Genomic DNA, 24815 nt, shown 5'->3' on the forward strand with positions numbered 1-24815 from the left:
ATTATGGAAGAGAAGAAAGAAATGGAAGTGATAGACCTGCGGGTCGTCTTCAAAAAGATATGGTCAAGGCGGAAATTGTTCTACAAGGTTCTGCCGATAACATTCGTGGTGTCGTGTGCATACATATTGTGCATACCAAGATACTATACGTCGAGTCTTAGCCTCGCACCAGAGATAGCAGGAAGTTCAGGGCTCGGTGGAACCTTAGGTTCGTTGGCCTCGTCATTTGGTGTTGATTTGGGAACAATGGAGACCACCGATGCCATCAATCCAATGCTTTATCCCGACTTGATGGATGACAACGGATTTGTTGTTGGTCTTTTTGATATAAGAGTTAAGAGTCAGGATGGAGAAATTGACTGTGCCTATTATGATTATCTTGCAAAGCATCAGAAAAAGGCTTTTTGGTCATATGGTATAAGTTGGGTAAAAAATCTTTTTAAATCAAAAGAGAAAAAAAAGAACAGTGGACAAATTAATCCATACAATCTTACTAAGAGACAGGATGATATTTGCGGTGTTATCAGAAAGAACATAAATATTAATGTCGATAAAAAGACAGCAGTAATCTCTATAAGTGTACAAGCCCAAGATGCTTTAATTAGCAAGACAATGGCTGATTCTGTAAAGGAAAGACTTCAAACATTCATCACCAACTACCGTACCAATAAGTCGCGCATCGATGAGCATCATTATAAAAAACTCGTAGATGAGGCAAAGACAGATTACGAAAAAGCCCGCCGTATATATGGAAGTTATGCCGATGCCAACACAGACGTGATGCTTGAAAGTTTCAGGGCAAAGCAGAATGACCTTGAAAACGACATGCAGTTAAAATACAATACATATACCACGCTTATGGCTCAGTACCAAGCCGCCAAGGCAAAAGTTCAGGAGCGCACACCGGCTTTCACTCTGGTAAAGGGAGCTGCCGTGCCAATCAAGCCAACAGGTCCGAAGAGGATGCTATTTGTTGTCGGTATGTTGTTTTTGGCTTCATTAGTTACATCCTTTTTTATTTTAAAGAATGATCTAAAGCAGTTCATATTATCCTCAAAATAATAACCCAATGGATAGTTGGGAAAGCATTTGCCCGAAAATTGACAACGTATTGTTCAATATTATCATGGATAAAAACAAAAGAATAGTTTATAATACTTTAGCCCAACATATTAGAGCTATCTTAAGCATCGGCATGTCTCTTTTCTCGACAAGATACATCCTCATGGCTTTGGGCAACTCTGATTTTGGCATTTTCTCGCTCATCGGCAGCACGGTGGCCATGCTGGGATTCATCACCAACGCATTGGTGGTAACCACCCAACGGCACCTGTCGTTCAGCCATGGCGCAGGACAAGAGGCTGAAACCAAAGCCATATTCTCCAACAGCATGTTTGTGCATCTGATGATGGGAATTGTATTGGTTATCGCACTCATGGCCCTGGAGCCAATCCTGTTCAACGGCATACTGGAGATAGAGGCCAACCGCGTGGCCTCAGCACAGCATGTGTATTTCGTTGTCATTCTCATGCTCTTCCTCTCTCTGGTAACAGCCCCCTTCAGGGCACTTTTCATAGCAAGGGAAAACATCATATACATTTCCATCATCGATACCCTTGACGGCGTATTGCGACTTACATTGGCCATTCTGCTGTTATATGTCAATACCGACAAACTCATCACCTACACTTGGATGATGCTGTCTATCTCGGTGTTCAACCTGCTGGCTTTCTCGCTCTATGCCAAAAGACATTTTCCCGAAACATGCCTGCTGCCCCAACGCAAGGACATCAGCAAGCAAACCATCATAAAGATCCTCGACTTTGCCGGATGGACATGCTACAGCACAGGTTGCATCATCGGGCGCACACAGGGCATGGCCATTGTGCTGAACAGTTTTTTCGGCACCATCATCAATGCGGCATACGGCATTGCCTCGCAAGTGCTCAACTCCATCCAGTTTGTATCACAGGCCATTCTCAATGCCATGAGTCCGCAAATCATCAAGGCTGAAGGCAAGAACGAGCACAGCCACATGCTGTCACTTGCCCAACAGTCATGCAAATACTCGTTTCTGCTGCTGGCACTTATCGTCATCCCGGTATCTTTCGAAATCTCGTCTATCCTGACCTTGTGGCTTGGCAAGACCCCATCGGCAACAGCAGAAATATGCCGTTTCGTGCTCATCACATCACTCATCGACCAAACCACCATCGGTCTGGGCATTGCCAACCAGGCCACGGGCAACATACGCAATTACTCGCTGACCATCAACACCATCAAGGTGATGACATTGCCCATTGCCTATCTGGCCTTGTATGAGGGATATGGACTATCGGCCGCCATGTGGTGCTATGTTATCGTTGAGGGAGTGTGTGCCCTCACCCGCCTACCCTTCCTGAAATATTCAGCAGGATTGTCCATCAGGAAATTTGCCCGACAAGTGTTTGCCAAACTCATTCCCTCCACCATGTGCATTCTGGCCACCAGCTATCTCTGCACGCATTTCATCCATTCCTTGTCGGGGTTCAGGTTCTTGCTCACCGTTATGCTGTCGGCACTGGCTGGCCTCGTGTGTATATGGGCCACAGCCATGGACAAGCAGGAAAGAGAAACCGCCCTTAGAATCATCAAGAACAAAAGTTGAAAGAAATGAACAGTACGATCAAAAACATATTAGGAAACGCTTATCCCGTCATACAGAAAAATATCTTTAGGATGATTGGGACCATTTCGCCGAAGACCCTTGCTTCTATCCAATACCAAAGAGGATTCGGCAGGAAAATTGACTGGAATGACCCCAAAGACATCAACGAAAAAATCAACTGGCTCAAATTCAACACCGACACCACGGCATGGACCACCTTGGCCGACAAATTCCGTGTCAGAGAGCATGTGGAACGCATGGGGCTGGGCAATATGCTGGTCAAACTGTATGGGCATTGGGATGATGCCGAAGACATCAATTGGGATGCCCTTCCCCGGCAGTTTATCATGAAGACCAACAACGGTAGCGGCGAAGTGTTCATCTGTAAGGACAAAGCCGAAATCGACACTGCTGCATGGACAGCAGCCTTCAAGACACAGCTTGCGGTGAAGTTTGGTCGCAGCATGGGTGAACCGCATTACAACCGCATCAAGCCATGCATCATCGCCGAAGAACTGCTCGACTGCCGGAAACAACCCATCCCCTCATCGTCACTCATCGACTATAAGATATGGTCTTTCGACGGAAAGCCAGCCTACATCTGGGCGTGCTACAATAGGACACATGCTTCGGTGCAGGTGGCCCTGTACGACCTCGATTGGAAATTCCATCCAGAATACAGCATATCCACCCCACACTACATATTGGCCGACAAACCCATGCCCAGGCCAAAATCATTAGACCAGATGCTACATGCCGCAGCTGTGCTGTCGAAAGGATTTCCCGAACTGCGGGTAGATTTATACGAGGTGGATGACAAGCCCTACTTCGGCGAACTCACCTTCTCCTCGGCAGCTGGATTCAACGATTTCTATACCCCGGAATTTCTTAGGATTCTTGGCGACTTGACTATACTCAACAAGTAAGGAGGCAACAAAGCATGATAGAGAAGTTAAAGAAACTGCCACTCTTGCAAATGAATATGCTGACATTCCTGGTACTAAATGTCAGCATAAGCTTCACTACATTCCATTTTCTGCAACTGCTTTCCTATCTTGTGCTCGGTGTATGTATGCTGAGTTTTGCCATACTCTCCGTCATGACGCTCAGAAAACCCATCATCAATTATCTTGACGCCTGCACCATCATCTATCTGATACTGCTCATCGGGTTCACCGTGATGAACGGTACAGACGTCAAACTGGCCATCTACCGTTCCATAGAAGTGGGATTGCTCATCATGATACTCAACTATTGGGAAAAGCCTGAGGTGATGGTCAAGACCTTTGCCTTTGTGCTTTCCTGTTGCGTGTATGCCAACCTGCTGATCATGATTATCTTCCCCGACTGGATGTTTGCAGCCAAAGACGCCTTTGACAGTTATCTGCTTGGCGGCAACTACAACCAGATAGGCGGCCGACTGATCTTTGCCCTTGTGCTGTCGTTGCTGTGCACGAAATTCCACAAACTATGGATGGTCAACTTCGTCATCATGGCCATCGTCTCAGTGGTCACACTGGCTATGGTAGGCTCAATGACCTCGTTATCATGCATCCTCCTGTTTCTTGTGTTCTGCATGATTCCATCAGAAAAGCTGCAAAAGGCATGCTGCATCGGTTTCTTCCTATTCTACCTGGTGTTCCAGACGGTGGTGGTGTTCAGTGGAGAAGGATTGCACAACAATGAGATGGCCGTATATATCATCGAGGATGTGCTGGGCAAAGACGTAACATTCACCCACCGCACCCAACTGTGGGATGCCGCAGGGCGCAAGTTTGCCGAATCGCCATTCATCGGCTACGGCTTTGTGGATAGCGAATGGTTCTTGTCTGAAATGGACTCGTTTGCCATCGGCCCACACAACTTTATCTATAATGTGCTGCTCAATGGCGGCCTGACACTGATCAGTCTTTTCCTGCTGATGTTGATTATCATCCTCAGGAGAATACGTATGCGATACGACAAGATGGGCAATATGCTGTTGTTGGGACTGTGCACCATGTTCTTCATGATGACCATGGAGGTGTTCCCCTTCTTCTTCGTCTTCTGCCTGTTCTATGTCGTCTATTATTATCCAACCATGAAATTCAAAACATCATGTGCAAAACAGCAATGAATGAAACCAAGGAAAGCGGACAGCCCATAGTGTCGCTGATCATGCCGTTCTTCAACAACAAGGAACTGGTGGGCAAGATGATTGACAGCATACTGGCCAACACCTTTGAAGACTGGGAGTTGCTGGCCATCGACGACGGCTCGTCTGAAGAGACATTGGCATATCTGTCACATTACACGGCAGACAGCAGGGTGAAAATCATCAAGAGAGAAACCACGCCCAAGGGGGCACAGACCTGCCGTAACCTTGGTATGGCTCATGCCCAAGGACAGTATTGGATGTTTGTGGATTCTGACGACTATCTCACACCGGCATGTATCGGCACCCGGGTGGAGTGGATAGAAAAGCGGCAAGACCTCGATTTCATGGTGTTCCCGTCGGCCGTATATATCAACGATGTGTTTGAGCCACATGCTCCGGAAGATATATTTGGCTATAACGTTCATAATGATGACTTGAAAGGATTTGCCCGTCGTGAACTTCCATTTATTGTGTGGTCAAATATTTATAGGGCTGATTCGTTAAGAAAAGCTCATTTATTATGGGATACTAAATTACTGTCGCTACAAGATGCAGACTACAATGTGCATGCCATTATGGCGGGACTGCGCTATGAATATGCTTATGTGGCACCTGACTATGGATACCGCATACGCCATAGTCAAGGAAGCGTTTCTGCCAAGATCTGTACTCCTGAGCATTTCAAAAGCAACTTATATGCATCAGTCAAATTTTTCAAAACATATCAAGAGCGTTTTGGACACAAATATGATAGATTTATATACGAAGGTGTATTGAGATTGTACAACAGGGTTTTTTCAAATGGCATCAACAAACAATATGCCGTGGAAATGGTGCGTATAGTTAAAAAGTACAATCGTTTTTATGGCACTATTATGGCATTACAAGTTTTTTCCACATTGTTTCTGGAAAAGATTCTACCGAAGAAGTTGGCGCGCCAAATTCCAATGGCATTGTACTTATTTAATTTAGATAAAAGGAAAAAGAATATCAGTAAAAGAATCAAGCCAATATTTTGATATATGAAACGACTTTCAATAATTATTGTAACTTATAATTCAGAAAAGGATATTTTTGACTGTATAAGTAGCATCAAACAATGGTCAGACATTCCATTTGATGAGTTGGAAGTTATTATTGTTGATAATAATAGCAGAAATACTGACTCTATGTTTGAACAACTACGGTCATTATACGGCAACGACATCGTGCTCGTAAAAAATACCCACAATGGTGGTTATGGGCAAGGCAACAATATGGGAATTCGTAGGGCCACTGCTCCAGTCATCCTCATTATGAACCCTGACGTTCGTATGATGGAACCAGTATTCAAGACAACATTGGATGCATTTGAGAGAAACAATTCCCTCTGTATGTATGGTATGAAACAGATGTTATCTGCTACAGAAATGAGCTGTAACTCCTTTTGTTGTGCATACACGGTAAATGGTTACTTGCAGACAATTATGACCTCGATAGGCAACCGCTATGATTATTATTTACCTAGATATATGCACTTTTCCGGTTCTTGCTTCTTTATTAGAAAAGAGATGTTCGAGCAAGTTGGATTGTTTGACGAAACCATATTCATGTATGGAGAAGAAGAAGACATACATTACAGAATGAGAAAGAATGGTTTCAAACAGATGATATATAATCCCAAATTACATTATATACATCTCACAAAAAAACGTGAGCCTAACCTTGCATACGAAACCAAACTTCTTGATGTGGCAATAGAGCACAGTAGGAAGAAAGGATATGATGTAAGCAAAACCATAAAGAACAGACTGAGAAACAATACCATTTTGCTTTTGCGCGAGATGGTGCTTGTATTCTTAGGAAAGAAAGATAAAAGGCAAATGAATTTGTTGAAGGAATTCAGAAAAGAAATTACTAAACGTCTCAAATGATTTATATTAAGAATACAAATATGACTTTTAACATCCTTATTTCATGTATGCATCAAAAAGATGCAAGTATTATTAAACGGAGCAATATACAATCAGATGTTGTTGTTGTTAATCAGTGTGACCATGACAGCATTGAGGAATATGACTTTGTTAATAAAAAAGGCAGAACTTGTCATGTAAAATTTATATGTACAAGGGAACGTGGATTATCCAAAAGCCGAAATATGGCGATACGTAATGCCTGGGGGGATATTTGCCAGATTTGTGATGACGATGAAGTATTACCTGATGATGGAGAAGAGAAAATATTGAAGGCTTATGCAGAGAATCCTGATGCAGGTCTTATTGTTTTTGCTGTCGTAAGAAATGACCGTCCTATAAAATACCCACAAGAGAAGAGGCCTTTGGGATTTATACAAATCTTAAAAACATCATCCATACAGATAACATTTTCACGTCATCTATCTAACAAACATGGTATCCTTTTTGATGAAAAAATGGGTTCTGGCACTGGAAATGGAGGTGGAGAGGAGAATAGGTTTATGCTCGATTGGCGGAAAAAAAGAGTAAAAATGCTTTATTATCCAGACATTATTGCTACGCTAATGTCTGCTGATAGTCAATGGTTTCATGGATACGATGCCCGTTACTTCGAAAACTTAGGTTGGACAGATAGACGTATTTTGGGTAATGTGTTAGGAATGATCTATCTTTTTTACTGGCCATTATTCCGTAGAAAATCTTACAAACAGGATGGCTCTCTTTCTTTATTAGAAACTATAAAATACAGTTTGAAAGGGTATTTTTCAAAAAGATGACTATTCTGATCGAATATTATTTGTTATGCCAATTTTTCTGATACACCCTTATCCAGTCAAACTCTGTGGTATATATAGCTTTTGTATCGGGAAGTTGTCCAATCTTCCCGTTACATAGGCTTTGGTTGAGACGCAAGAACATTGGTTGATCGAATGTCCACTGGCCTTTTGCCAATAAAGCGGGGACGTCTGATTTGTGATATCGTCCAGTCTCTTTCCCGTCAATTGTCCATATTACTTCTGTTGGAGTCCATATAATACCATAGATGTGCCATTTCGTGACATTAATGTCTGACTTGAAAAGGTTTTTCTCTCCATGTTTTGGAGTATTCACTGTGTATTGTGAGTGAATGGTATGGAAAAGCTCTTCCTTTTTGCCGAACGATTCCATGATGTCAATCTCAGAGTATAACTTGTGTTTCTTAGGGTCATTTCTTATCCACGCGGCGGGTGAATTGCCGCTCTTGACGTTTGTCCTCATTCTCACCTCCACCTTGCCATAGGTAAAGTCAAACAAGTCCATCGTCTCCACCGCTCCCGTCAACATCGTGGCAGTGTCGGTCTCCAAGTTCTTGTTCGGTATGGCTCTACACACGAGTCTGCCATTCTTGATATATACCACATCCTTGCTGTCGGATATCCATCGTGCCCACCTGCTTGGGTTACGGCAGCAGCGTTTCCACTTTGTGCTGTCGGGCTGCGAGCCGTTAGGCAGGTTGAACTCATCGGCGAATACCAACCTGTAGCTGTTGTCTTTTATTACGTCTTCCCGTTTGTCATTTAAGGAAAATGATAATATGACCAATGATGTGGCTATTGTCAATCCGTAAATGTATTTTTTCATAATCTGCTTATTCCTTCTTATATCTGTCTTGTCATTTCTGACAGGACAGTCACGTATTTCTAACATACGTCTTTTCAATGTTGGTGTGCAAAGATAGCAAGTTTAATTTATATATGCAAGAAAACAAGGATAAAAACTACTTTGATTGATATTTATATCAAATCAGGTACAATATTTTCCACATCTGTCCGTTTATATATAAAAAGAATATATGACTGAACAAGATTTAGTCTCGATAGTTATGCCCACATTCGATTGTGAAGCATATATTGTTGAGGCGATAAAGTCTGTTAAAGCACAGACTTATATGAATTGGGAGCTGCTCATTGTTGATGACTGCTCGTCTGATGCTACGGAAAGTGTCGTTTGTAAAATGATAGCAGACGATGCAAGAATAAAGTATATGCGTAACCCGAAGCGACTTGGAGCAGCAGAGAGCAGAAACAAGGCTCTGAGTATGGCAAAAGGACGATGGATTGCATTTTTGGACAGTGACGACCTTTGGTTTCCTGATAAGCTTAACAGCCAGATCAAATTCATGACAGACCACGGATACCACTTCTCTTATCATAAGTATTATGTTATTGACGAAGAGGGGAATTCGTTGAACACCATCGTCGGTGGCATGGAGAAAGTCGGTGTTTTTGGAATGTATAGCTGCTGTTGGCCAGGATGCCTTACGGTTATTTACGACCGTGAGTTTGTAGGATTGGTTCAGGTTGCCAGTATCGAGCGTAATAATGATTCTGCCATCTGGTTAGACGTAGTTCGGAAATGTCCTTGTTATCTGCTGAACATGCCATTGGCATATTACAGACATAGAAAAGGTTCTCTTACCCCTTCTTCTGCATGGAAGAAAGTCTTGGCTCATTATCCTCTCTTCCGGGTCGGTGCCAAGATGAATCCTGTAATGGCATGGATCATGGTTGGCGTCAATATCTTGGGTAGTATATATAAGAAAGTCTTTTATGTAAAGACGGTAAGAGAATTGGCTACTACATAATATAAATAGTCATAAACATTAAAACAGATTAACCATGCAATTATTTCATAAGTTCATCAACTGGTATTTCAGCCGCAATGCGTTGCCCTATTGGTGCATCCTTGCTGCTGATTGCTTGATATTGCTCTCATTCTATCTCTTTGGCTATTATTGTTTTCTCGGCGGTACGTTGTTAGTCGATTACTTTTGGGAAAAGGTTGGGGCTATATTGTTCTGTCTTTTGTTTTATATGATTGGCTTCCGGGTATTGCATACGTATTCTAATGTCATAAGATACTCTTCGTTTGTAGATCTCTACCAATTGGCATGTGCGAATGTCATCGGTACAGTTTGTGTTTTGTTGGTTCGGCTCTTATTTATTGACAATGACAATATCATCTTCCCTGGTTTGCGCATCACGCTATTTGCTTTCTGTTTCGGTACTTTGGCCATGTGGGCGGTCAGGGTTCTTGTGAAAACCTTGTTTGATGTGGTTGACGTCAATGTCAATGCAAAAAATGTTTATATCTACGGCACCACGTCACAAAGCGTAAGCATTGCGAAAAGCGTGAGAAACCAGCATCCTTCGAAATACATCGTGAAGGGTTTTGTCTCTCCTCTGGAAGATAAGAAAAATAAATATCTTGTAGGCCTGCCTGTGTATAACGTTCATAAGGATCTTGTCAACCGCATGAAGAGGGATGATATTGAAGGCATAATTGTGTCTCCCGTCTCTACCGTTGACTTCTGTGCCGACCAAGAGTTTATCGACTTGCTCACAGACAATGGGATAAAGCTCTTTATGATGCCTGAGGAATTTGAGTGGGATGGCGTGTCGCCAATCGAAAACGGAAACATGCCCCATCAGGTGGATGTGGAGGAACTGCTGCCAAGAAAACAGATAATGATTGACATCGATGCCATTGCCAAGAATCTAAACGACAAGACCATTCTTATCACAGGCTCGGCTGGCAGCATAGGAAGTGAGATGGTAAGACAGATTGCCAGCTTTAGACCTAAGCGCCTCGTACTGATAGACCAGGCTGAGACGCCACAGCACGACATCCGATTGATGATGACCGAGAAATGGCCCGGCATAGAGTGTCACACTATCGTGACCAGCATATGTGGTCAGAAGAATATGGAAAGGATATTCGCCGAATACCGTCCTGAATATGTCTTCCATGCCGCGGCATATAAGCATGTGCCGATGATGGAAGACAATCCTTCGGAAAGTATCAGAAACAATGTCATCGGCACAAAAATCATAGCCGACCTTGCTGTGAAATACGGTACCGCAAAGTTTGTGATGATTTCTACTGACAAGGCGGTCAATCCCACTAACGTAATGGGATGTTCCAAGCGCATATGCGAGATCTACGTGCAGAGTCTTGACAAAGCCATTAAAGATGGTAAGATATCGGGAAAGACCCAGTTTGTGACCACAAGATTCGGTAATGTGCTGGGCTCTAATGGTTCGGTAATACCATTGTTCCGCGAGCAGATAAAGAAAGGCGGACCGGTAACGGTGACTCACCCCGACATCATCCGATTCTTCATGCTCATTCCCGAGGCTTGTCGCTTGGTGCTCGAAGCAGGAGTAAAGGGCAATGGAGGCGAGATATTCGTTTTCGATATGGGCGAACCGGTAAAGATTGCTGACTTGGCAAAGAGAATGATCAAGCTCAGCGGTGCCAAAGACGTTGAGATAAAATACACGGGTCTGAGACCTGGTGAAAAGTTATATGAGGAAGTGTTGAGCACAGAAGAGACCACCCTACCCTCTTTCCATAACAAGATCAGGATTGCCAAGGTAAAGGAGTATGATTACGACAATGTCAACAGGCATATTACCGACATGGGTGAGAAATGCGACACTCTCCCTGATCTCGATATTGTAAGGATGATGAAGGTGATCGTGCCTGAATATATCAGCAAAAATTCGGTGTTTGAGGTCTTAGACAAGAAGTAGGATAGTAATGGTTAAACAATTATTCTCTTTTACTTTATATGTTGAACTCAAGAGGAAAAAATAACGGTTTATCAGAACTAAATAAATAATGACAATGAAATTGCGTAATGTACCATTCTCGCCTCCTGACATGACTGAACGGGAGGCAGAAGAAGTAAAGAATGCCATCATAAGCGGATGGATCACTACCGGTCCGCGCACCAAGAAACTGGAGTCTCTGATTTCAGAATACCTGCATACCGATAAGACGGTGTGTCTTAATTCTGCCACAGCTTCTATGGAAATGGTCCTGCATCTGCTCGACCTTAAGCCAGATGACGAGGTGATAGTTCCTGCATATACTTATACAGCTACAGCGTCTGTAACGCAACATATAGGCTGCAAGTTGGTTATGGTTGACAGTCAGAAGGACTGTGTCGAGATGGATTACGACAAACTCTCTGAGGCTATTACTGAACATACAAAGGTAATCGTGCCTGTAGATATAGCCGGTATCGTGGCCGACTACGACCGTGTGTTTGAAATAGTTGAGGCAAAGAAGCATCTCTTTCATCCAGACAACGCTTTGCAGGCTAACGTCGGACGAATCATCGTCAGTGCAGACTGTGCCCACTCTTTCGGTGCCGAAAGGCATGGGAAAATGGCTGGCGAAATAGCCGACTTCTCCTCGTTCTCGTTTCATGCCGTGAAGAACTTCACTACCGCTGAGGGAGGTGCAATGACGTGGAACTTGTCGTTCGGCAATAGTGTCGTTCCTGTGGATGTGGATTATCTGCCCATTGTACCTAAGAAAGAAGGAGAGACGTGGAATGAGTTGTTGTATCGAGTCAGCCAGTTGTTCTCGCTCCATGGTCAGAACAAAGACGCCTTAGCCAAAACGAAGCTCGGCGCTTGGGAGTATGACATCATCGGACCGTGGTATAAGTGTAACATGACAGATATCATGGCGGCTATGGGACTCGTTCAGTTTGAGCGTTATCCTCAGATATTGGCCAAGCGCATAAATTACGTCTCTATGTATAATAAGGCGATTGATTGCCTCAACCTTGATTCTGCGCCTGACCACAAGGTGGTTTATCTCAACCATGAGGACGCTGACCACCGATCTTCTCACCACCTTTATCTCTTGCGTCTGCTTGGACGCACTCGCGAGGAGGTAAACAGGGTGATTGAACTGATGGCAGAGCGTGGCATTGCCACCAATGTCCACTACAAACCACTGCCTATGATGACTGCCTACAAGGCTCTTGGATTTGACATCAAGAACTTCCCTAATGCCTACCATATGTATGAGAATGAAATCACGCTTCCTCTAAACACCAAGATGACAGAGGAGGATGTGGAGTATGTCGTCTCAAATTTCTGTGATATAGTCAAGTCGTTATGATAAAGCGTTTGTTTGACATAGTGGCATCGGGCTGTGGACTGTTGGTTCTCAGTCCCGTGCTTTTGCTTGTGGCCCTATGGGTAAAATTGGATTCAAAAGGTCCTGTTTTCTATCGCCAAGTGCGGGTAGGCCTGCACAATAAGGATTTCCGCATATTCAAGTTTCGCTCCATGCGTGTAGGGGCCGACAAGGGTTCTTTGGTCACTATCGGCGGTCGTGACCCCCGGGTCACTCGTTCTGGCTACTTCATTCGCAAATACAAACTCGACGAACTGCCCCAGCTCATCAATGTCTTTGTCGGCGACATGAGTCTTGTAGGACCGCGTCCCGAAGTGCGTCACTATGTTGATTACTGGACTCCCCAACAGATGCGTGTGTTGGATGTGCGTCCAGGCATCACCGATCCGGCCTCGATCAAGTTCCGTAACGAGAATGAACTGATGGAACAGGCAGATGATCCAGAGGATTATTATATCCACATTATCATGCAGGAGAAAATTCGCCTCTATTTGGAATATGTTGATAATGCTTCGTTTTGGTATGACATAAAGTTGATATTCCAGACTTTCAAGGCGATCGTATGAAACGGCTTCTCCCTCTTAATGAGATGGCAGTGAACTTTGGTTTGGTGAGCAACCATCCAGTACGGAAGCGTGGCCGTAAGTCCTTCTTCTCCCCGGAGGGCAAAGTTGCTCTGATGTTCCTGAAGATGTACACCCAGCTGAGTGCCCCGAAACTGCTGGAGCAGTTGAACGGCAACGTCCACTATCAGATATTCTGCGACGTGTACGTCAATCCTCTGTGCCCCCTGACGAACTACAAGCTGATAGATGACATCATCTCCGAGCTTTCCGACAAGCTGAAGATCCAGCAACAGCAGAACATACTCGCAGATGCATGGAAACCGTACATGAAAGAGCTTGATACATTCTACACAGATGCGACATGCTATGAGAGCGAGATGCGGTATCTCTTTCATCGAGACACACTCCTTCAACGCCTTCAATGAGGGCACAAGACTCGGACATTGCATCAAGATGCACATGCGGCTGTTTGGTGTGGATGCGAAGAAGATTGGTGGCGACACCGGCTATGCAGGCACAGCCAACAGGGACCTCTGCAAGGAACTGGGCATACAGACATCATTCGTCAAGCGTGGCCGTCCATCAGCAGAGAAGAAGAGGGAGGAAGACTATGTCCGCAAGGAACTGGCAAGAGTCAGGGCCACTCAGATGGAAGGCTCGTTCGGAACACAGAAAGAGCATTACGCCATGCGCAGGATCAAGGCCAGGAAGAAGAAAACAGAGATCCTGTACATCTTCTTCGGCATCCACACAGCGAACGCAGTCCATCTGGCGGGGCGTCTGGCAGGGCTGCAAGAGACCAAGACGGCATAAGAGACATCTGAAACGGAATTAAGATGGAGTCCTCCGAAGAGAACTCCTAATCTGTTATCGGCAAAGGTAGCAAATACACGACTTTGGAGTGCCGTTATATCAGCAAAAAGCAATTAAAACTTGTCGCATGGAACATCAAGATACCAAGCTGACCTCTATGCGTCCACGACTGAAAAAATTAAACGACAATCCCTAGTTAAACTACACGGCAATCTGCAAGAAAAGCGGTTGGGACTGTTGTTACATAACTAGTATCACGACCGTCCCACAACTATGGAATACTCGTCACCATAACTATGGAACGTGCGTCTCAAAAGCTATGGAACAACCGTGATACAAGAATGTGGTACAGTCGTGCCAGTAGTTAGAGAGTTCTGTAATACACAATAATAAGAAAAAAACTAAGATTCCTTTGTTGGTCTTAGAAAAAATCGCTATCTTTGCAGCATATTTTCATCATATTCAGAATCATATGGCAAACATAAAAATTATGGTGTGTGCCCACAAGAATGTGGCACTGCCTAAGCATGAATACTTTTTCCCCATTCAGGCTGGTGCCGCCCAACACGACATCATCCCCGAATATCATGCCGACAACACTGGTGACAATATTTCAAGCAAGAATCCGCATTTCTGTGAATTGACTTGTCATTATTGGATGTGGAAAAACGAAAAGGCAGATATTGTTGGATTGAATCATTATCGCCGATATTTTAATTTTGAAAGACGATGGCCGATGTTTTCTCCCGACCGTAGTTTTACGACCATAGATTATATTGACAAACCATACATATTTCCGGATTTGGAAAAGATGCTTGACACTGAGTGTGACATAATATTGCCTCCCAAACGCCATTATCCATATAGTGTAGGTACGCAATACAAGGTTTTCCATCTTGTTAACGACCTAAATATCCTTAGGGATGTTATCTCGGATTTGTCGCCTGACTATCTTCCGGCCTTCGATCATCTGATGAATAATGAGAACGGTTATTCAGGATATAACATGTTTATTACCAGATGGAAACATTTTGATGGGTATTCAGAATGGATGTTTAAGATACTGTTTGAGGTGGAACGCAGGGTAAAACTATCTCCATATCCCGACCAGGCACGTATATTTGGATATATGTCCGAACGACTTATCAATGTTTATTGCATGAGGCAAAACCTTAGGGTGAAGTATGTACCGGTGATAATGCCCATAGAGGACAAGTTTGTTAATCCTTCGAATCTTAGGTATTGCTACTGGAAGTTTAGGAATTCTTTAGCGTTTAATATATCATGATTTTTCGACATTGGAAATAATATTAAAAAAATTATTATGGGAAGAGAAAAAAAAATTGATAATGCGTGTGGAGTGTTGATACTCTATATGATCTTGTTGCATTGTTCAATACATTTCGGTTTTGATGACACCTCGTTTATGAGCTTCTTTCGCCATGTATTCTTTTTTTTCATGCCATGGTTTTTTTTCAAAAACGGCTACTTTTTCAAGTTATCAGAAAGAAAGGTATTGGCAAAAAATAGTTTTAAGAGATTAATCAAGCCTTATTTAAAATGGATGCTAATAGGACATCTTATCTACTGCATCTTTTTATGTGTCAGTGGTTTTTTTGATTGGAAACTGTATGTTATTTATCCTCTTAAACAACTTGTTTGTGACAGTGCCCTTGTAGGCAACTTGCCTCTTTGGTTTTTATTGTCGCTCTTTCTTGTAAGATTATTGGCAAACGAATTATTGCAATTCAGATTCAATTTGATAGTTGTCATTCTTTTATTGGGTATTATATGCTATATATCTTACATTTTTTCACCTCTGAGATTCATCCTTCTGTCTAATGTACCAACAGGGCTATTCTTTTTTCTATCAGGATATATTATTAAAAACAATAGTAATATAATTTCTGAAAAATCTTCTATAGTTCAACATATAATGACTACTTGCCCTATTATTATTTATTTGTCTATAGTCTGCTTAGAGCCAAGTTATGTGGACATGAGAGTTAACATACTATGGGAAGGTTCGTATGTGTATTGGTTGATAGGTTCAATACTAGCATGTTTGACAATTAATACAATATGTAAAATGAGAATATTTGATAGGCTTGGCTTGGGATATATTGGTAGGAATTCAATGATGTTTTACGTTTCACATTGGGTAATCTTATATATTATTCATATATGTATTGCAATATTGACCAACATGGGTTTTGATGTTCCAATAAAGTCATTTGTATGATAACATCATGCTTTTTATCTTTTTTGTGATGAATAGTAATGTAACGTTTATGAAGGTAAGAGGGGATGTTCTAATGCTTAAAAATAAATCATACAGGCATTGTTTAACATTCTTCTGTATCAACGCCCTCTCAAATAGCGTCTTCGCAATGGTGTTGTCTATAGGTTTGCGTGCAACAATGGGAAAGTTTTCCTTTAGACATTCAAAATGCTCAGGATTATTCATCTTGCACTTTATGAGTGCATTTTGATTATATGTTAGCCCTTCTCCTTGTATTCTATAAACAGACATTTTTCTGCTAATGCCTCTGATTTTCCCTGTCATCGCACAACTAAGAATAATGAATATGTCATAGTTTTGAATGCGCTCAGCGCCCTTGATATTAGCATAGAAATCCATTGCTTCTTTCCTGCATACTACAGAAGCAGTGGGAACTGTCCAATTAATGAATATGTCAGTAGCATCATAATCTTTGTCTTCAATATTCTCACAATTAATCCATGCTATAGTGTCACATTCATATTTTTTTACTGCACTATGGAAACACATAGAATAATCTGGATGAGATTCAAGAAAATCTATTTGGGTTTGGAGTTTGTCTGGGGATGTCCAATAATCATCTCCTTCACAAAATGCTATATACTTGCCAATTCTAAAGCGATTATTCATTATGTTAATAATATGTTTTAGCCCTCCCTTGCTCCATTGGTTTTCTGTTTCAATAACGGGAATGATAATATCAGGGTACTTTTGGGCATAGTCTAGTATTATATCTGTAGTACCATCTGTTGACTTATCATCATGAACTATTACGACAAACGAGAAATTTGTCTTTTGCATAATAAATCCATTAAGAGCATCCTTAATAAATTCTTTTTGGTTATATGTAATGCACCAAACTGCTACAGTATATTGTTTTCTATCCATATTACTTTTGTATTAGCTTTAATAAAAAAAATAATTTGTGATCTGCAAGCCAAAATTTGAACTTTTCACGTTTAGTGTAGTTAATCTTGCGCCAAATACCCTTGGTTTCAGGAAAGCAATTATTGTATTCATCATAATCCAAAAATCTGTTATTCAAAAAATTGCTTCGAATGTTGAATTTCCTAAGCATAAGTTGCTCAATAATGGCCTCATTGTTAATATTTTGATTCTTGAAAAATGATTCTACTTCTATAACTGCCTTCATGTGATCTTTTATTCCTCTTTTTATTTGTGATGAAAGCCGTGATTTATTTAATTGGACATAATGATATAGATGTTGTTCTACATGTTTGAAAGACTTTGCATAAAAAAATAGTTTTATTGATATTATATAATCTTCTCCAACATTTATATTACTATCTATCTTAAAATTTCTATATAATGATTTCTTAACAAGCAATTTCCATAACACAGGTGTTATTTGAAAATTTATGGTTTTAATCATATTATCAAAACATGAACCTGCAAAATTATCAAAATTTGCTTTAGTTCTTCCATTGGCATATTCCCAAAAGAAATCACAACCTACGATATCAATTTTACCATTGTCGGTAGCCTCAACCATGGCTTCAATCATATTGTTTTCTATCCAGTCGTCACTATCAATAAATTGTACATAGTCGCCATCAGCCTCTGCTAACAGCTCAATACGAGTCTGGGCAATTCCCATATTTTCTGAATGTCTAATTATTATATATCTTTCAGAGCTAATTGAGTATTCGGCTAATTTGGATTGTAACACCATCAAACTATTATCGGTAGAACAGTCATCTGCAAAAACATAATTGACATTGGTGTAGGTCTGGGAAAAAATTGAATCCAGACATTTGCCAATGAATTTTTCCACATTATAAATGGGAACTAATATTGAAACCCTAATGCTATTCTTCATACGATTATTGTTATATTTTTAATAATAATGTGCCTATACGATGCAGTATTTTGTCTATGCTGTATCTTTGTCTGAGTATAGGAGTTAGAGATTGAGTAAGACATTCTGATTGTTTCATATTCTCATAATCCTGCAACACTCGTTGGGGAAGCATAGTGCGCATAACTTCCAATTTCTCATTCCATGTCTTTTCAGGATTTGTAGTGCTCACTCCATCTACGTCAAACTTTGATACAACTATATCAACAAATCCCACAGAACAATTATCATATATTATAGCATCCACAAAAAATTTCCAATCGGAGGTAATCTTTAATGTTTCATCGTATGGATGCTTTTCCAATAGTTGCTTTTTGATAAAAGCACCTTGATGGGGAATAGTACTTGAATATAAAAAATACATTGTCAACTGCTGAGGTTGGTGCATAAATTCCTTGCCATCATCTGTTAAAACCCTGCCCACAATAATATCGTCTGTTTTTTGTGAGAATTCGATATTTTCAAAAACTCTATTATTGTAGAACACATCCCCCGAATTCATAAATATCAGATATTCTCCATGGGCGACTTTTACGCCTTTGTTCATTGCATTGTATATACCACCATCTTTTTCCGATACCCAATAGTCAACATGCTTGGCATATTTGTGTATTATATCAACACTTGCGTCAGTGGAGCCTCCGTCGATAATGACATACTCGTAGTCGGAATACGTCTGGCAGACCACGCTTTCTATCGTTCTGCGAAGCCCATCAGCATTGTTGTAGTTAATGGTTATAATAGTATATTTCATATCAATGTTATGTTCATAGATGCATAAATCCAATGTGCAAATTGCATATTTTGAATATCGAGTATGATATTTTGTGCAAAATTAAGCTATTTTTCCCAAACCACCAAATAATATCTTAGTTATTTTTAAATATGCGTAACTCGTAACTCGCATTTTTTCAATAATCAACACACTGTTTCACGACAACAAATCATATGATTTGTATTATATAAGGTGTATAAAGATTAATTAATCTAAAATATGCGGTGACACATATTGAAATATGACCAATTTTTGTTATCTTTGCCGAAAATAAGTATCACATGGAAAAGACGCAATTAAGACTACTGACCATGGAGATACAGACTCCTCAAACTACCGTGGAGGTGAAAATACAAAAATGACACAATATGAATGAAAATGGCATAAAAAGCAAGCCTCTTGGCATACCTTACGGCATGATGAACTTCGTGGCAATTCGTGAAGACAACTATTACTATGTCGATAAGACACGTTTTATTGAGAAGAAATAAAACTCCAACCGCTACTTCTTCTTCATCCGCCCCCGACGGTTCGGCAAAAGTCTCACCATGTCGATGCTCCGCCACTACTATGACATCAACACAGCAGATAAGTTCGAACGACTTTATGGCGACCTATATATAGGCAAGAACCCAACGCCAAACCGCAACAAGTATCTTGTCATGAACCTCAACTTTGCAGTGGTAAATGCCGACTTGGGCAACTACCGAAGTGCGATGGATGCACATTGCAGAATAGAATTCACCATGTTCTGCAGAAGATACGCTAATCTGCTGCCCTTTTCTTGCTTAGATGAAATGATTAAGGAAGATGGTGCTGTTAAACAACTCGACTATCTGTGTAAGGCATGTCTTAACGCTCGTCAGAAGATCTACCTCTTTATCGACGAGTATGACCACTTCACCAACAACATCCTCTCGGATGCCACGCGCGAAAAAGAATACCGTCAGGAGACTCATGGCACTGGCTATCTGCGCACGTTCTTCGACACCATAAAGTCTGGAACAGACTCATCCATCGAGCGTGTGTTCATAACAGGCGAAAGTCCTGTGACGCTTGACGACCTTACAAGCGGATTCAACATCGGCACCAACTATTCCCTTGCCTACGGCTTCAACGAGATGGTTGGATTCACTGAAGAGGAAGTGCGCCAGATGCTGACATACTATTCCCAGCACTACGAGTTTCATCACACAATAGACGAGCTCATAGAGATAATAAAGCCGTACTACGACAACTACTGCTTTGCAGAAGATGCTTATGGCGAAACCACCATGTACAATTCCAACATGGTGCTTTCCTTTATGTATAAATATTTAGACAACAGATGCCGCATTCCCCAAAAAATGCTTGACGAAAACATCCGTGTGGACTACAACAAGCTTCGTATGCTCATACGCAAGGACAAGGAGTTTGCCCATGACGCATCAGTCATACAGACAATTGTGTCGCAAGGCTTTGTCACTGGAGAGATAAAGGAAGGATTCCCTGCCGAGGACATCGCCAAAGATAACAACTTCATCAGCCTCTTGTATTACTTCGGATTGGTCACAATTGGAGGTCGCTATCAGGGAGACACCAAATTTATCATACCCAACGAGGTGGTTCGTGAGCAGATATTCTCCTATCTCCTTGACGCTTATAGCGACAACGACCTCACATACAACGATTATGACATCAGGAAGAAAGAGCAACTTATGGCATATTGTGGCGACTTCAAACCCTTCTTCCAGTTTATCGCCGACAGTATCTACACCTTCGCCTCACAACACGACCGTCAAAAGGGCGAGTCATTTGTGCATGGATTCACCCTTGCCCTTACTAGCGTGTGCCGATTCTATCGTCCCATCTCCGAACTTGACAACCAGAACGGCTATGCCGACATCTTCCTCCGTCCTCGCCAGGAGATTTACGACGACATGGAGCACTCCTACATAGTAAAGTTGAAATATCTCAACAGCAAGGCTACAGACGCCCAGGTGGCTTCCACCATCGAACAGGCAAAAGCCCAAGTATGCCGCTATGCCGACACAGTCAATGCCAAACAACAGATAGGCACGACTACCCTCCACAAGGTATATGTAGTATATCGTGGAGTTGAGATGGTGGCGTGCGAAGAGGTTGTTGAATAAATGTAACTAAGATTCTTACGAAATGGAAACAGTAAAGCAAATACCATACGGAGTGGCCGATTTTGAGTCGGTGATCGATCGTGGTTTATATTAGGGATTGTCGTTAAATTCTTTCAGTCGTGGACGCATAGAGGTCAGCTTGGTGTCTTGATGTTCCATGCGACCAGCTTTAATTGCTTTTTGCTAGTATAACGGCACTCCAAAGTTGTGCCCTCATTGAAGGCGTTGAAGGAGAGTTTCTCGATAAAAGAGATACCATCAACCTGTATGTTGTTGCACTTGGCTCCAAACTCCACGTTCTTCACCTCCTTGCCACGGACGATGGGCCTCACGTATGGCTTTGATATGCTCACGATCCTGTCGGGAATGCTTTCCCTGGGGGCATTGCTGTCAAAGTGATTCTTCTGCTGGCGGTACACCTTTGTGATTCCCCCAATTTGTCACTTTCTGAGGGTGATTGGGGGATTTTTCTTATCATCTACAAAGGTACATACTAATTCTCACTTTAGTGAGAAAGCTAAAGTCCTGAGGCGATGTTGATGGATGATTACTAATTACTGATAATTGATTTGGCTGGTGGCTATGGTGGCTGCCACTATCGACGACGATGTGGTGAACCATCAAATTTTCGTACTTCTTGGTCCGCAAGGCACGTATAAGACGTCGTTTATGAACAACCTGCAGCCGCCCGAGCTGCGCCGGTATTTCTGCGTGAAGACCAACTCGCAGCGTATGACCAAGGACGATGCCTTCGCTCGTCTTTGAAGTCGATCATATCGACAACCCGTGGGAGGCCAACATCAACTATGTCGGCGTATATTCTCAGATCCGTCATCTTCTCGACACGGGATTCAGGTATTGGTTTGACACTGGTGAGGTTGCGAAGCTCAACACCCGCAACCGCGCCTATGAGCCCCCAAACCTTGCACGCGAACTCATCGCCACCCGCTACCGCGAGCCCGGCGAAAATGAGAAGGCAGTCTATCTCACCGCCTCCGACATCGTCGCCCGCTTCGGCGGCCAGGTACGCCTGTCGCCAGTGCAGGTCGGTAAAGCGCTGCAGGACATGGGGTTTGTAAGCTATCGTAGTCATAATGGCAAGTTTTGGAAGTTGTTTGAGCGACCAGCCTCTGACATCGGATCTGTCATGCCTGATGACGTAGATATTCCGAAGGAGGGCATGCCGTTTTGAGGTCTATGGCGTGTGAGATGTGTTAGGTTGCGTAAGATTATATATATTATTTTCGCGTAATTGAATTAAAGGGTTACTATATAGTAGGGCTTTAATAGAAATTATAAAAATGTTAGTATATATACCCCACATACCTCACACACCTCACACGCCTGTCACGGAGAATTTCTTTAAGCTTTCAGCTTTTAAGACTTTAATCTTTTAATTTTTAATTTTTAATATCTTTGTCTCATGACTCGCAGAGCATTAGCAAATATGTATTTCCCGGACAAGACCCCGATAGAGGCAGTCCGATCGTTACGAATGTGGATAGCCAACTGTCCCGACCTCGTTGCCGCCTTGGAGGAAATAGGTCAGCCATACAAGAAGACCAAGACCCTGACAGCAAGGCAAGTCCGTCTCATCATGCACTACCTTGGTGATCCGTAAACTGACCACCGCATTCAGTTCCCAACTGAAAGCCCTATTCAGTACCCAACTGAATACCGCAATCAGTTACCAACTGACTACCCCATTCAGTACCCAACTGAACACCGCAATCAGTTACCAACTGACTACCCCATTCAGTTCCCATCTGAATCCCCCATTCAGTTATCACCAGGCAAGAGCCCTTTCATCTCTCCCGCTCCATATGAGCAGACATGAGCAAACATGAGCATCCGCCAAATTAAAATGTAGTACCTTTGCATCAGAAAACGAAACCCAATCGCTCTTTGACTTACTGCCACTCCCTTTTTTCTTTTGAACGGACACTGCGAAGCTGATGAGCTTGCGAAAAACTTGCTTTAGCTTGATGAACACCGCTGAAAATATATAATGTGTGAAGAACTTGCTTTAGCTTGATGAGCACCTCTAAATATTAACGCTGTGCGAATAATTGCCAACAATATAACGGCAATTAAAAAAATCTTTAAATTGCTGGACAATTGCTGATAATTGCTGTTCCCTCTAAAAAAATATCTGAACGCAAATTACCGCAAATTATCCGTGAATTTCCATAAAGAATAATTTTCTTCAATTTACGTATAATTTCCGATAATTCGCGTTCATATAAAAAAAGATCTTATCTTGGAACAAGAATTCACACGAGAATAATTTTCTTCAATTTACGGTCAATTCCCGGACATTCGCGTTCACCCCAAAAATATTATGTTTAACCCCCTGCCGGGCACAGCCCCCTTGCTGTGTAAACACCAAGTCCCATACCGGCGATGGGCAATCACAAATGAGTAAAGCTTACAAAGTAACTAAACACACGGTGATGTTCGACAAGGAGAACCCAAAGACCGTGTACAGTGTCCAACCCGTCAGCTACGGCCTCCTGACCACCGATGACGTCGCCAATCAGATTGCCGCCGAGTCCTCCGCCACCCCAGGCGACGTAAAGAACGTCCTCGACCGCTACGCCTACTACGTGAAGGAGAACCTCAAGAAAGGCTACAACATCCAGCTCCTTGGCTTCGGCAACCTCTCCATCCGCTTCATCACCTCCGGCACTGTGAAGACCGAGGCAGAAGCCACTGCGAAGCTCATCGTAGGCCTTGTCCCCACCTTCAACCCCTCGTTCAAGCTGATCAACAAGAAGCGCATCTACGACCTTCTGCCCGACAAGATCACCCTCGTGAAGTACAACGGCACCGTCCCCGCCGACTCCACCGTCGAGACACCCGACAACAGTGAAGATCCCGGCACGTCAGAAGAAGGCGGCGGCGGAAGTCTGATCTAAAGTCCTGACGAAAGCGATAACGAGACGGGAGACTGATCTCGACGGCCATTGACTGTTTCAGTCATCAGCATCATCGGTATAATCCGTAATCGAAATGACCCGCTTGTCAGACCGGTTCCCGTCATCGTTATCGTCATCGTTATCGTTATCGTTATCGTAATAACAACAATGTCATGCTCCACGAACAATACCCTATGAACATCGCTGGCGGCACGGTCGCCACGGAGGACATGCTCCTCACCAAGATCGAGTCAGGCATCTACATGTCGGCCGAATCAGTCAGATTTCTCGTCATCCACTGCACCGCCACCCGTGAGGACCAGGACTACACCCCTGAGCAGCTCAGGCGCGACCATCTGCGGCGTGGATTCATCGACGTGGGTTATCACTTCTACATCCGCCGTGATGGCACCGTGACGCAGCACCGCCGCCTCAACGAGGTAGGAGCCCATTGCCGACCCTTCAACCGCTGCTCCATCGGCATCTGCTATGAGGGCGGCCTCGATGCCAAAGGCAAACCGAAGGACACCCGCACCCTCAAGCAGCGAGCTTCCCTCATCGGTCTCCTCCGCGACCTCCATCGCCAGTTCCCCAAGGCCCTCATCTGCGGCCACTGCGAGATGCCCGGCGCCACCCCCAAAGCCTGTCCCTGCTTCAAGCCCAGCAAAGAATTCGCCTACCTGATGAAGGGATGACTGATGGCTGATGACTGATGGCTGATGCCCTCCAATGC

24 protein-coding genes and 2 pseudogenes are annotated in these 24815 nt (G+C 42.8%); 21 read left to right on the plus strand and 5 right to left on the minus strand.

Annotated features, from left to right (window positions below):
* Positions 1-3: 3 nt before the first annotated feature.
* The 7 genes from CIK99_RS10180 (at position 4) to CIK99_RS10210 (ending at position 7515) form a co-directional block, all read left to right on the plus strand.
* Positions 4-1062, plus strand: coding sequence for a chain-length determining protein (locus CIK99_RS10180; protein ID WP_094381407.1), 1059 nt, complete (start codon positions 4-6; stop codon positions 1060-1062).
* 133 nt (positions 1063-1195) lie between these two features.
* On the plus strand, positions 1196-2647 hold the full coding sequence (locus CIK99_RS10185) for a hypothetical protein (protein WP_094381408.1): 1452 nt from the start codon (positions 1196-1198) through the stop codon (positions 2645-2647).
* 71 nt (positions 2648-2718) lie between these two features.
* Complete coding sequence (locus CIK99_RS10190; protein WP_094381439.1) at positions 2719-3573, plus strand: ATP-grasp fold amidoligase family protein; 855 nt, start codon at positions 2719-2721, stop codon at positions 3571-3573.
* A 14-nt stretch (positions 3574-3587) separates the two neighbouring features.
* Positions 3588-4763: an O-antigen ligase gene (locus CIK99_RS10195; RefSeq protein ID WP_094381409.1), complete on the plus strand. Its 1176-nt coding sequence runs from the start codon at positions 3588-3590 to the stop codon at positions 4761-4763.
* Entirely contained in the window at positions 4760-5803 is a 1044-nt protein-coding gene (locus CIK99_RS10200; protein ID WP_158215964.1) for a glycosyltransferase family 2 protein, read from the plus strand. The genes CIK99_RS10195 and CIK99_RS10200 overlap by 4 nt, the downstream gene beginning before the upstream one ends.
* Before the next feature lie 3 nt (positions 5804-5806).
* A complete protein-coding gene (locus CIK99_RS10205) occupies positions 5807-6697 on the plus strand; it encodes a glycosyltransferase family 2 protein (RefSeq protein ID WP_094381411.1) in 891 nt (296 codons plus the stop codon).
* Between the two features lie 20 nt (positions 6698-6717).
* On the plus strand, positions 6718-7515 hold the full coding sequence (locus tag CIK99_RS10210) for a glycosyltransferase (protein ID WP_158215965.1): 798 nt from the start codon (positions 6718-6720) through the stop codon (positions 7513-7515).
* A gap of 16 nt (positions 7516-7531) precedes the next feature.
* Here the strand turns inward: CIK99_RS10210 and CIK99_RS10215 are convergent, their stop codons facing one another.
* Positions 7532-8359, minus strand: a complete 828-nt coding sequence (locus tag CIK99_RS10215; protein WP_158215966.1) for a family 16 glycosylhydrolase — start codon at positions 8357-8359, stop codon at positions 7532-7534.
* Between the two features lie 211 nt (positions 8360-8570).
* Here CIK99_RS10215 and CIK99_RS10220 point away from each other — a divergent pair, with 211 nt between their 5' ends.
* From CIK99_RS10220 to CIK99_RS16080, 8 genes are all read left to right on the plus strand, one after another.
* Positions 8571-9362, plus strand: coding sequence for a glycosyltransferase family 2 protein (locus CIK99_RS10220; RefSeq protein WP_094381414.1), 792 nt, complete (start codon positions 8571-8573; stop codon positions 9360-9362).
* A gap of 34 nt (positions 9363-9396) precedes the next feature.
* Positions 9397-11313 carry a nucleoside-diphosphate sugar epimerase/dehydratase gene (locus CIK99_RS10225; protein ID WP_094381415.1) on the plus strand — a complete coding sequence of 639 codons (1917 nt, stop codon included), beginning with the start codon at positions 9397-9399 and terminating at the stop codon, positions 11311-11313.
* Between the two features lie 88 nt (positions 11314-11401).
* Positions 11402-12700, plus strand: a complete 1299-nt coding sequence (locus tag CIK99_RS10230) for a DegT/DnrJ/EryC1/StrS aminotransferase family protein (RefSeq protein WP_094381416.1) — start codon at positions 11402-11404, stop codon at positions 12698-12700.
* On the plus strand, positions 12700-13284 hold the full coding sequence (locus tag CIK99_RS10235; protein ID WP_094381440.1) for a sugar transferase: 585 nt from the start codon (positions 12700-12702) through the stop codon (positions 13282-13284). Before CIK99_RS10230 ends, CIK99_RS10235 begins: the two co-directional genes overlap by 1 nt.
* On the plus strand, positions 13281-13709 hold the full coding sequence (locus CIK99_RS15785) for a hypothetical protein (protein WP_254047776.1): 429 nt from the start codon (positions 13281-13283) through the stop codon (positions 13707-13709). The genes CIK99_RS10235 and CIK99_RS15785 overlap by 4 nt, the downstream gene beginning before the upstream one ends.
* Complete coding sequence (locus CIK99_RS15790; RefSeq protein WP_254047777.1) at positions 13651-14097, plus strand: transposase; 447 nt, start codon at positions 13651-13653, stop codon at positions 14095-14097. Before CIK99_RS15785 ends, CIK99_RS15790 begins: the two co-directional genes overlap by 59 nt.
* Before the next feature lie 472 nt (positions 14098-14569).
* Positions 14570-15385, plus strand: a complete 816-nt coding sequence (locus CIK99_RS10245) for a DUF4422 domain-containing protein (RefSeq protein ID WP_094381417.1) — start codon at positions 14570-14572, stop codon at positions 15383-15385.
* Positions 15386-15472: 87 nt separating this feature from the next.
* Positions 15473-16339: an acyltransferase family protein gene (locus tag CIK99_RS16080; protein WP_371591024.1), complete on the plus strand. Its 867-nt coding sequence runs from the start codon at positions 15473-15475 to the stop codon at positions 16337-16339.
* Here the strand turns inward: CIK99_RS16080 and CIK99_RS10255 are convergent.
* Genes CIK99_RS10255 through CIK99_RS10265 form a run of 3 tightly spaced genes read right to left on the minus strand, consistent with a single transcriptional unit; the run spans position 16328 to position 19011 of the window.
* On the minus strand, positions 16328-17266 hold the full coding sequence (locus CIK99_RS10255) for a glycosyltransferase (RefSeq protein WP_094381419.1): 939 nt from the start codon (positions 17264-17266) through the stop codon (positions 16328-16330). The two genes, CIK99_RS16080 and CIK99_RS10255, sit on opposite strands and share 12 nt — an antisense overlap.
* Position 17267: 1 nt before the next feature.
* Positions 17268-18218, minus strand: a complete 951-nt coding sequence (locus CIK99_RS10260) for a glycosyltransferase family 2 protein (RefSeq protein WP_094381420.1) — start codon at positions 18216-18218, stop codon at positions 17268-17270.
* Positions 18219-18228: 10 nt separating this feature from the next.
* On the minus strand, positions 18229-19011 hold the full coding sequence (locus CIK99_RS10265) for a glycosyltransferase family 2 protein (RefSeq protein WP_144007962.1): 783 nt from the start codon (positions 19009-19011) through the stop codon (positions 18229-18231).
* Between the two features lie 389 nt (positions 19012-19400).
* On the opposite strand from CIK99_RS10265, the pseudogene CIK99_RS10270 reads away from it, so the two are divergent.
* Positions 19401-21164 (plus strand): annotated as a pseudogene (locus CIK99_RS10270) (AAA family ATPase).
* A 197-nt stretch (positions 21165-21361) separates the two neighbouring features.
* Here the strand turns inward: CIK99_RS10270 and CIK99_RS14975 are convergent.
* Positions 21362-21592, minus strand: a pseudogene (locus tag CIK99_RS14975) (DDE transposase); the annotation flags it as partial.
* 136 nt (positions 21593-21728) lie between these two features.
* Here CIK99_RS14975 and CIK99_RS10280 point away from each other — a divergent pair.
* The 5 genes from CIK99_RS10280 to CIK99_RS10300 all read left to right on the plus strand — a co-directional run bounded on the left by CIK99_RS10280 (position 21729) and on the right by CIK99_RS10300 (position 24777).
* The gene (locus tag CIK99_RS10280) at positions 21729-21929 is read left to right on the plus strand and encodes a hypothetical protein (protein WP_144007963.1); all 201 of its coding nucleotides are present in this window, start codon (positions 21729-21731) and stop codon (positions 21927-21929) included.
* Positions 21910-22356, plus strand: coding sequence for a hypothetical protein (locus CIK99_RS10285; RefSeq protein ID WP_094381424.1), 447 nt, complete (start codon positions 21910-21912; stop codon positions 22354-22356). Before CIK99_RS10280 ends, CIK99_RS10285 begins: the two co-directional genes overlap by 20 nt.
* 231 nt (positions 22357-22587) lie before the next feature.
* Complete coding sequence (locus CIK99_RS10290) at positions 22588-22785, plus strand: DUF4248 domain-containing protein (protein WP_094381425.1); 198 nt, start codon at positions 22588-22590, stop codon at positions 22783-22785.
* Positions 22786-23581: 796 nt separating this feature from the next.
* Positions 23582-24082: an HU family DNA-binding protein gene (locus tag CIK99_RS10295; protein WP_094381426.1), complete on the plus strand. Its 501-nt coding sequence runs from the start codon at positions 23582-23584 to the stop codon at positions 24080-24082.
* A 173-nt stretch (positions 24083-24255) separates the two neighbouring features.
* On the plus strand, positions 24256-24777 hold the full coding sequence (locus CIK99_RS10300) for an N-acetylmuramoyl-L-alanine amidase (RefSeq protein WP_094381427.1): 522 nt from the start codon (positions 24256-24258) through the stop codon (positions 24775-24777).
* Positions 24778-24815 lie beyond the last annotated feature (38 nt).

The organism is Prevotella sp. P5-92 (genome assembly GCF_002251245.1).
Lineage (GTDB): Bacteria > Bacteroidota > Bacteroidia > Bacteroidales > Bacteroidaceae > Prevotella.

Coding starts and splice junctions, on each gene's coding strand:
- CIK99_RS15790 (WP_254047777.1), top strand. CDS start 13,651: ATGAGAGCGAGATGCGGTATCTCTTTCATCGAGACACACTCCTTCAAC.
- CIK99_RS10210 (WP_158215965.1), top strand. CDS start 6,718: ATGACTTTTAACATCCTTATTTCATGTATGCATCAAAAAGATGCAAGT.
- CIK99_RS10200 (WP_158215964.1), top strand. CDS start 4,760: ATGAATGAAACCAAGGAAAGCGGACAGCCCATAGTGTCGCTGATCATG.
- CIK99_RS10195 (WP_094381409.1), top strand. CDS start 3,588: ATGATAGAGAAGTTAAAGAAACTGCCACTCTTGCAAATGAATATGCTG.
- CIK99_RS10260 (WP_094381420.1), bottom strand. CDS start 18,218: ATGAAGAATAGCATTAGGGTTTCAATATTAGTTCCCATTTATAATGTG.
- CIK99_RS10180 (WP_094381407.1), top strand. CDS start 4: ATGGAAGAGAAGAAAGAAATGGAAGTGATAGACCTGCGGGTCGTCTTC.
- CIK99_RS10285 (WP_094381424.1), top strand. CDS start 21,910: ATGCCTTCGCTCGTCTTTGAAGTCGATCATATCGACAACCCGTGGGAG.
- CIK99_RS10205 (WP_094381411.1), top strand. CDS start 5,807: ATGAAACGACTTTCAATAATTATTGTAACTTATAATTCAGAAAAGGAT.
- CIK99_RS15785 (WP_254047776.1), top strand. CDS start 13,281: ATGAAACGGCTTCTCCCTCTTAATGAGATGGCAGTGAACTTTGGTTTG.
- CIK99_RS10295 (WP_094381426.1), top strand. CDS start 23,582: ATGAGTAAAGCTTACAAAGTAACTAAACACACGGTGATGTTCGACAAG.
- CIK99_RS10265 (WP_144007962.1), bottom strand. CDS start 19,011: ATGAAATATACTATTATAACCATTAACTACAACAATGCTGATGGGCTT.
- CIK99_RS10300 (WP_094381427.1), top strand. CDS start 24,256: ATGCTCCACGAACAATACCCTATGAACATCGCTGGCGGCACGGTCGCC.
- CIK99_RS10290 (WP_094381425.1), top strand. CDS start 22,588: ATGACTCGCAGAGCATTAGCAAATATGTATTTCCCGGACAAGACCCCG.
- CIK99_RS10185 (WP_094381408.1), top strand. CDS start 1,196: ATGTCTCTTTTCTCGACAAGATACATCCTCATGGCTTTGGGCAACTCT.
- CIK99_RS10225 (WP_094381415.1), top strand. CDS start 9,397: ATGCAATTATTTCATAAGTTCATCAACTGGTATTTCAGCCGCAATGCG.
- CIK99_RS10245 (WP_094381417.1), top strand. CDS start 14,570: ATGGCAAACATAAAAATTATGGTGTGTGCCCACAAGAATGTGGCACTG.
- CIK99_RS10215 (WP_158215966.1), bottom strand. CDS start 8,359: ATGAAAAAATACATTTACGGATTGACAATAGCCACATCATTGGTCATA.
- CIK99_RS10190 (WP_094381439.1), top strand. CDS start 2,719: ATGATTGGGACCATTTCGCCGAAGACCCTTGCTTCTATCCAATACCAA.
- CIK99_RS16080 (WP_371591024.1), top strand. CDS start 15,473: ATGATCTTGTTGCATTGTTCAATACATTTCGGTTTTGATGACACCTCG.
- CIK99_RS10255 (WP_094381419.1), bottom strand. CDS start 17,266: ATGGATAGAAAACAATATACTGTAGCAGTTTGGTGCATTACATATAAC.
- CIK99_RS10230 (WP_094381416.1), top strand. CDS start 11,402: ATGACAATGAAATTGCGTAATGTACCATTCTCGCCTCCTGACATGACT.
- CIK99_RS10220 (WP_094381414.1), top strand. CDS start 8,571: ATGACTGAACAAGATTTAGTCTCGATAGTTATGCCCACATTCGATTGT.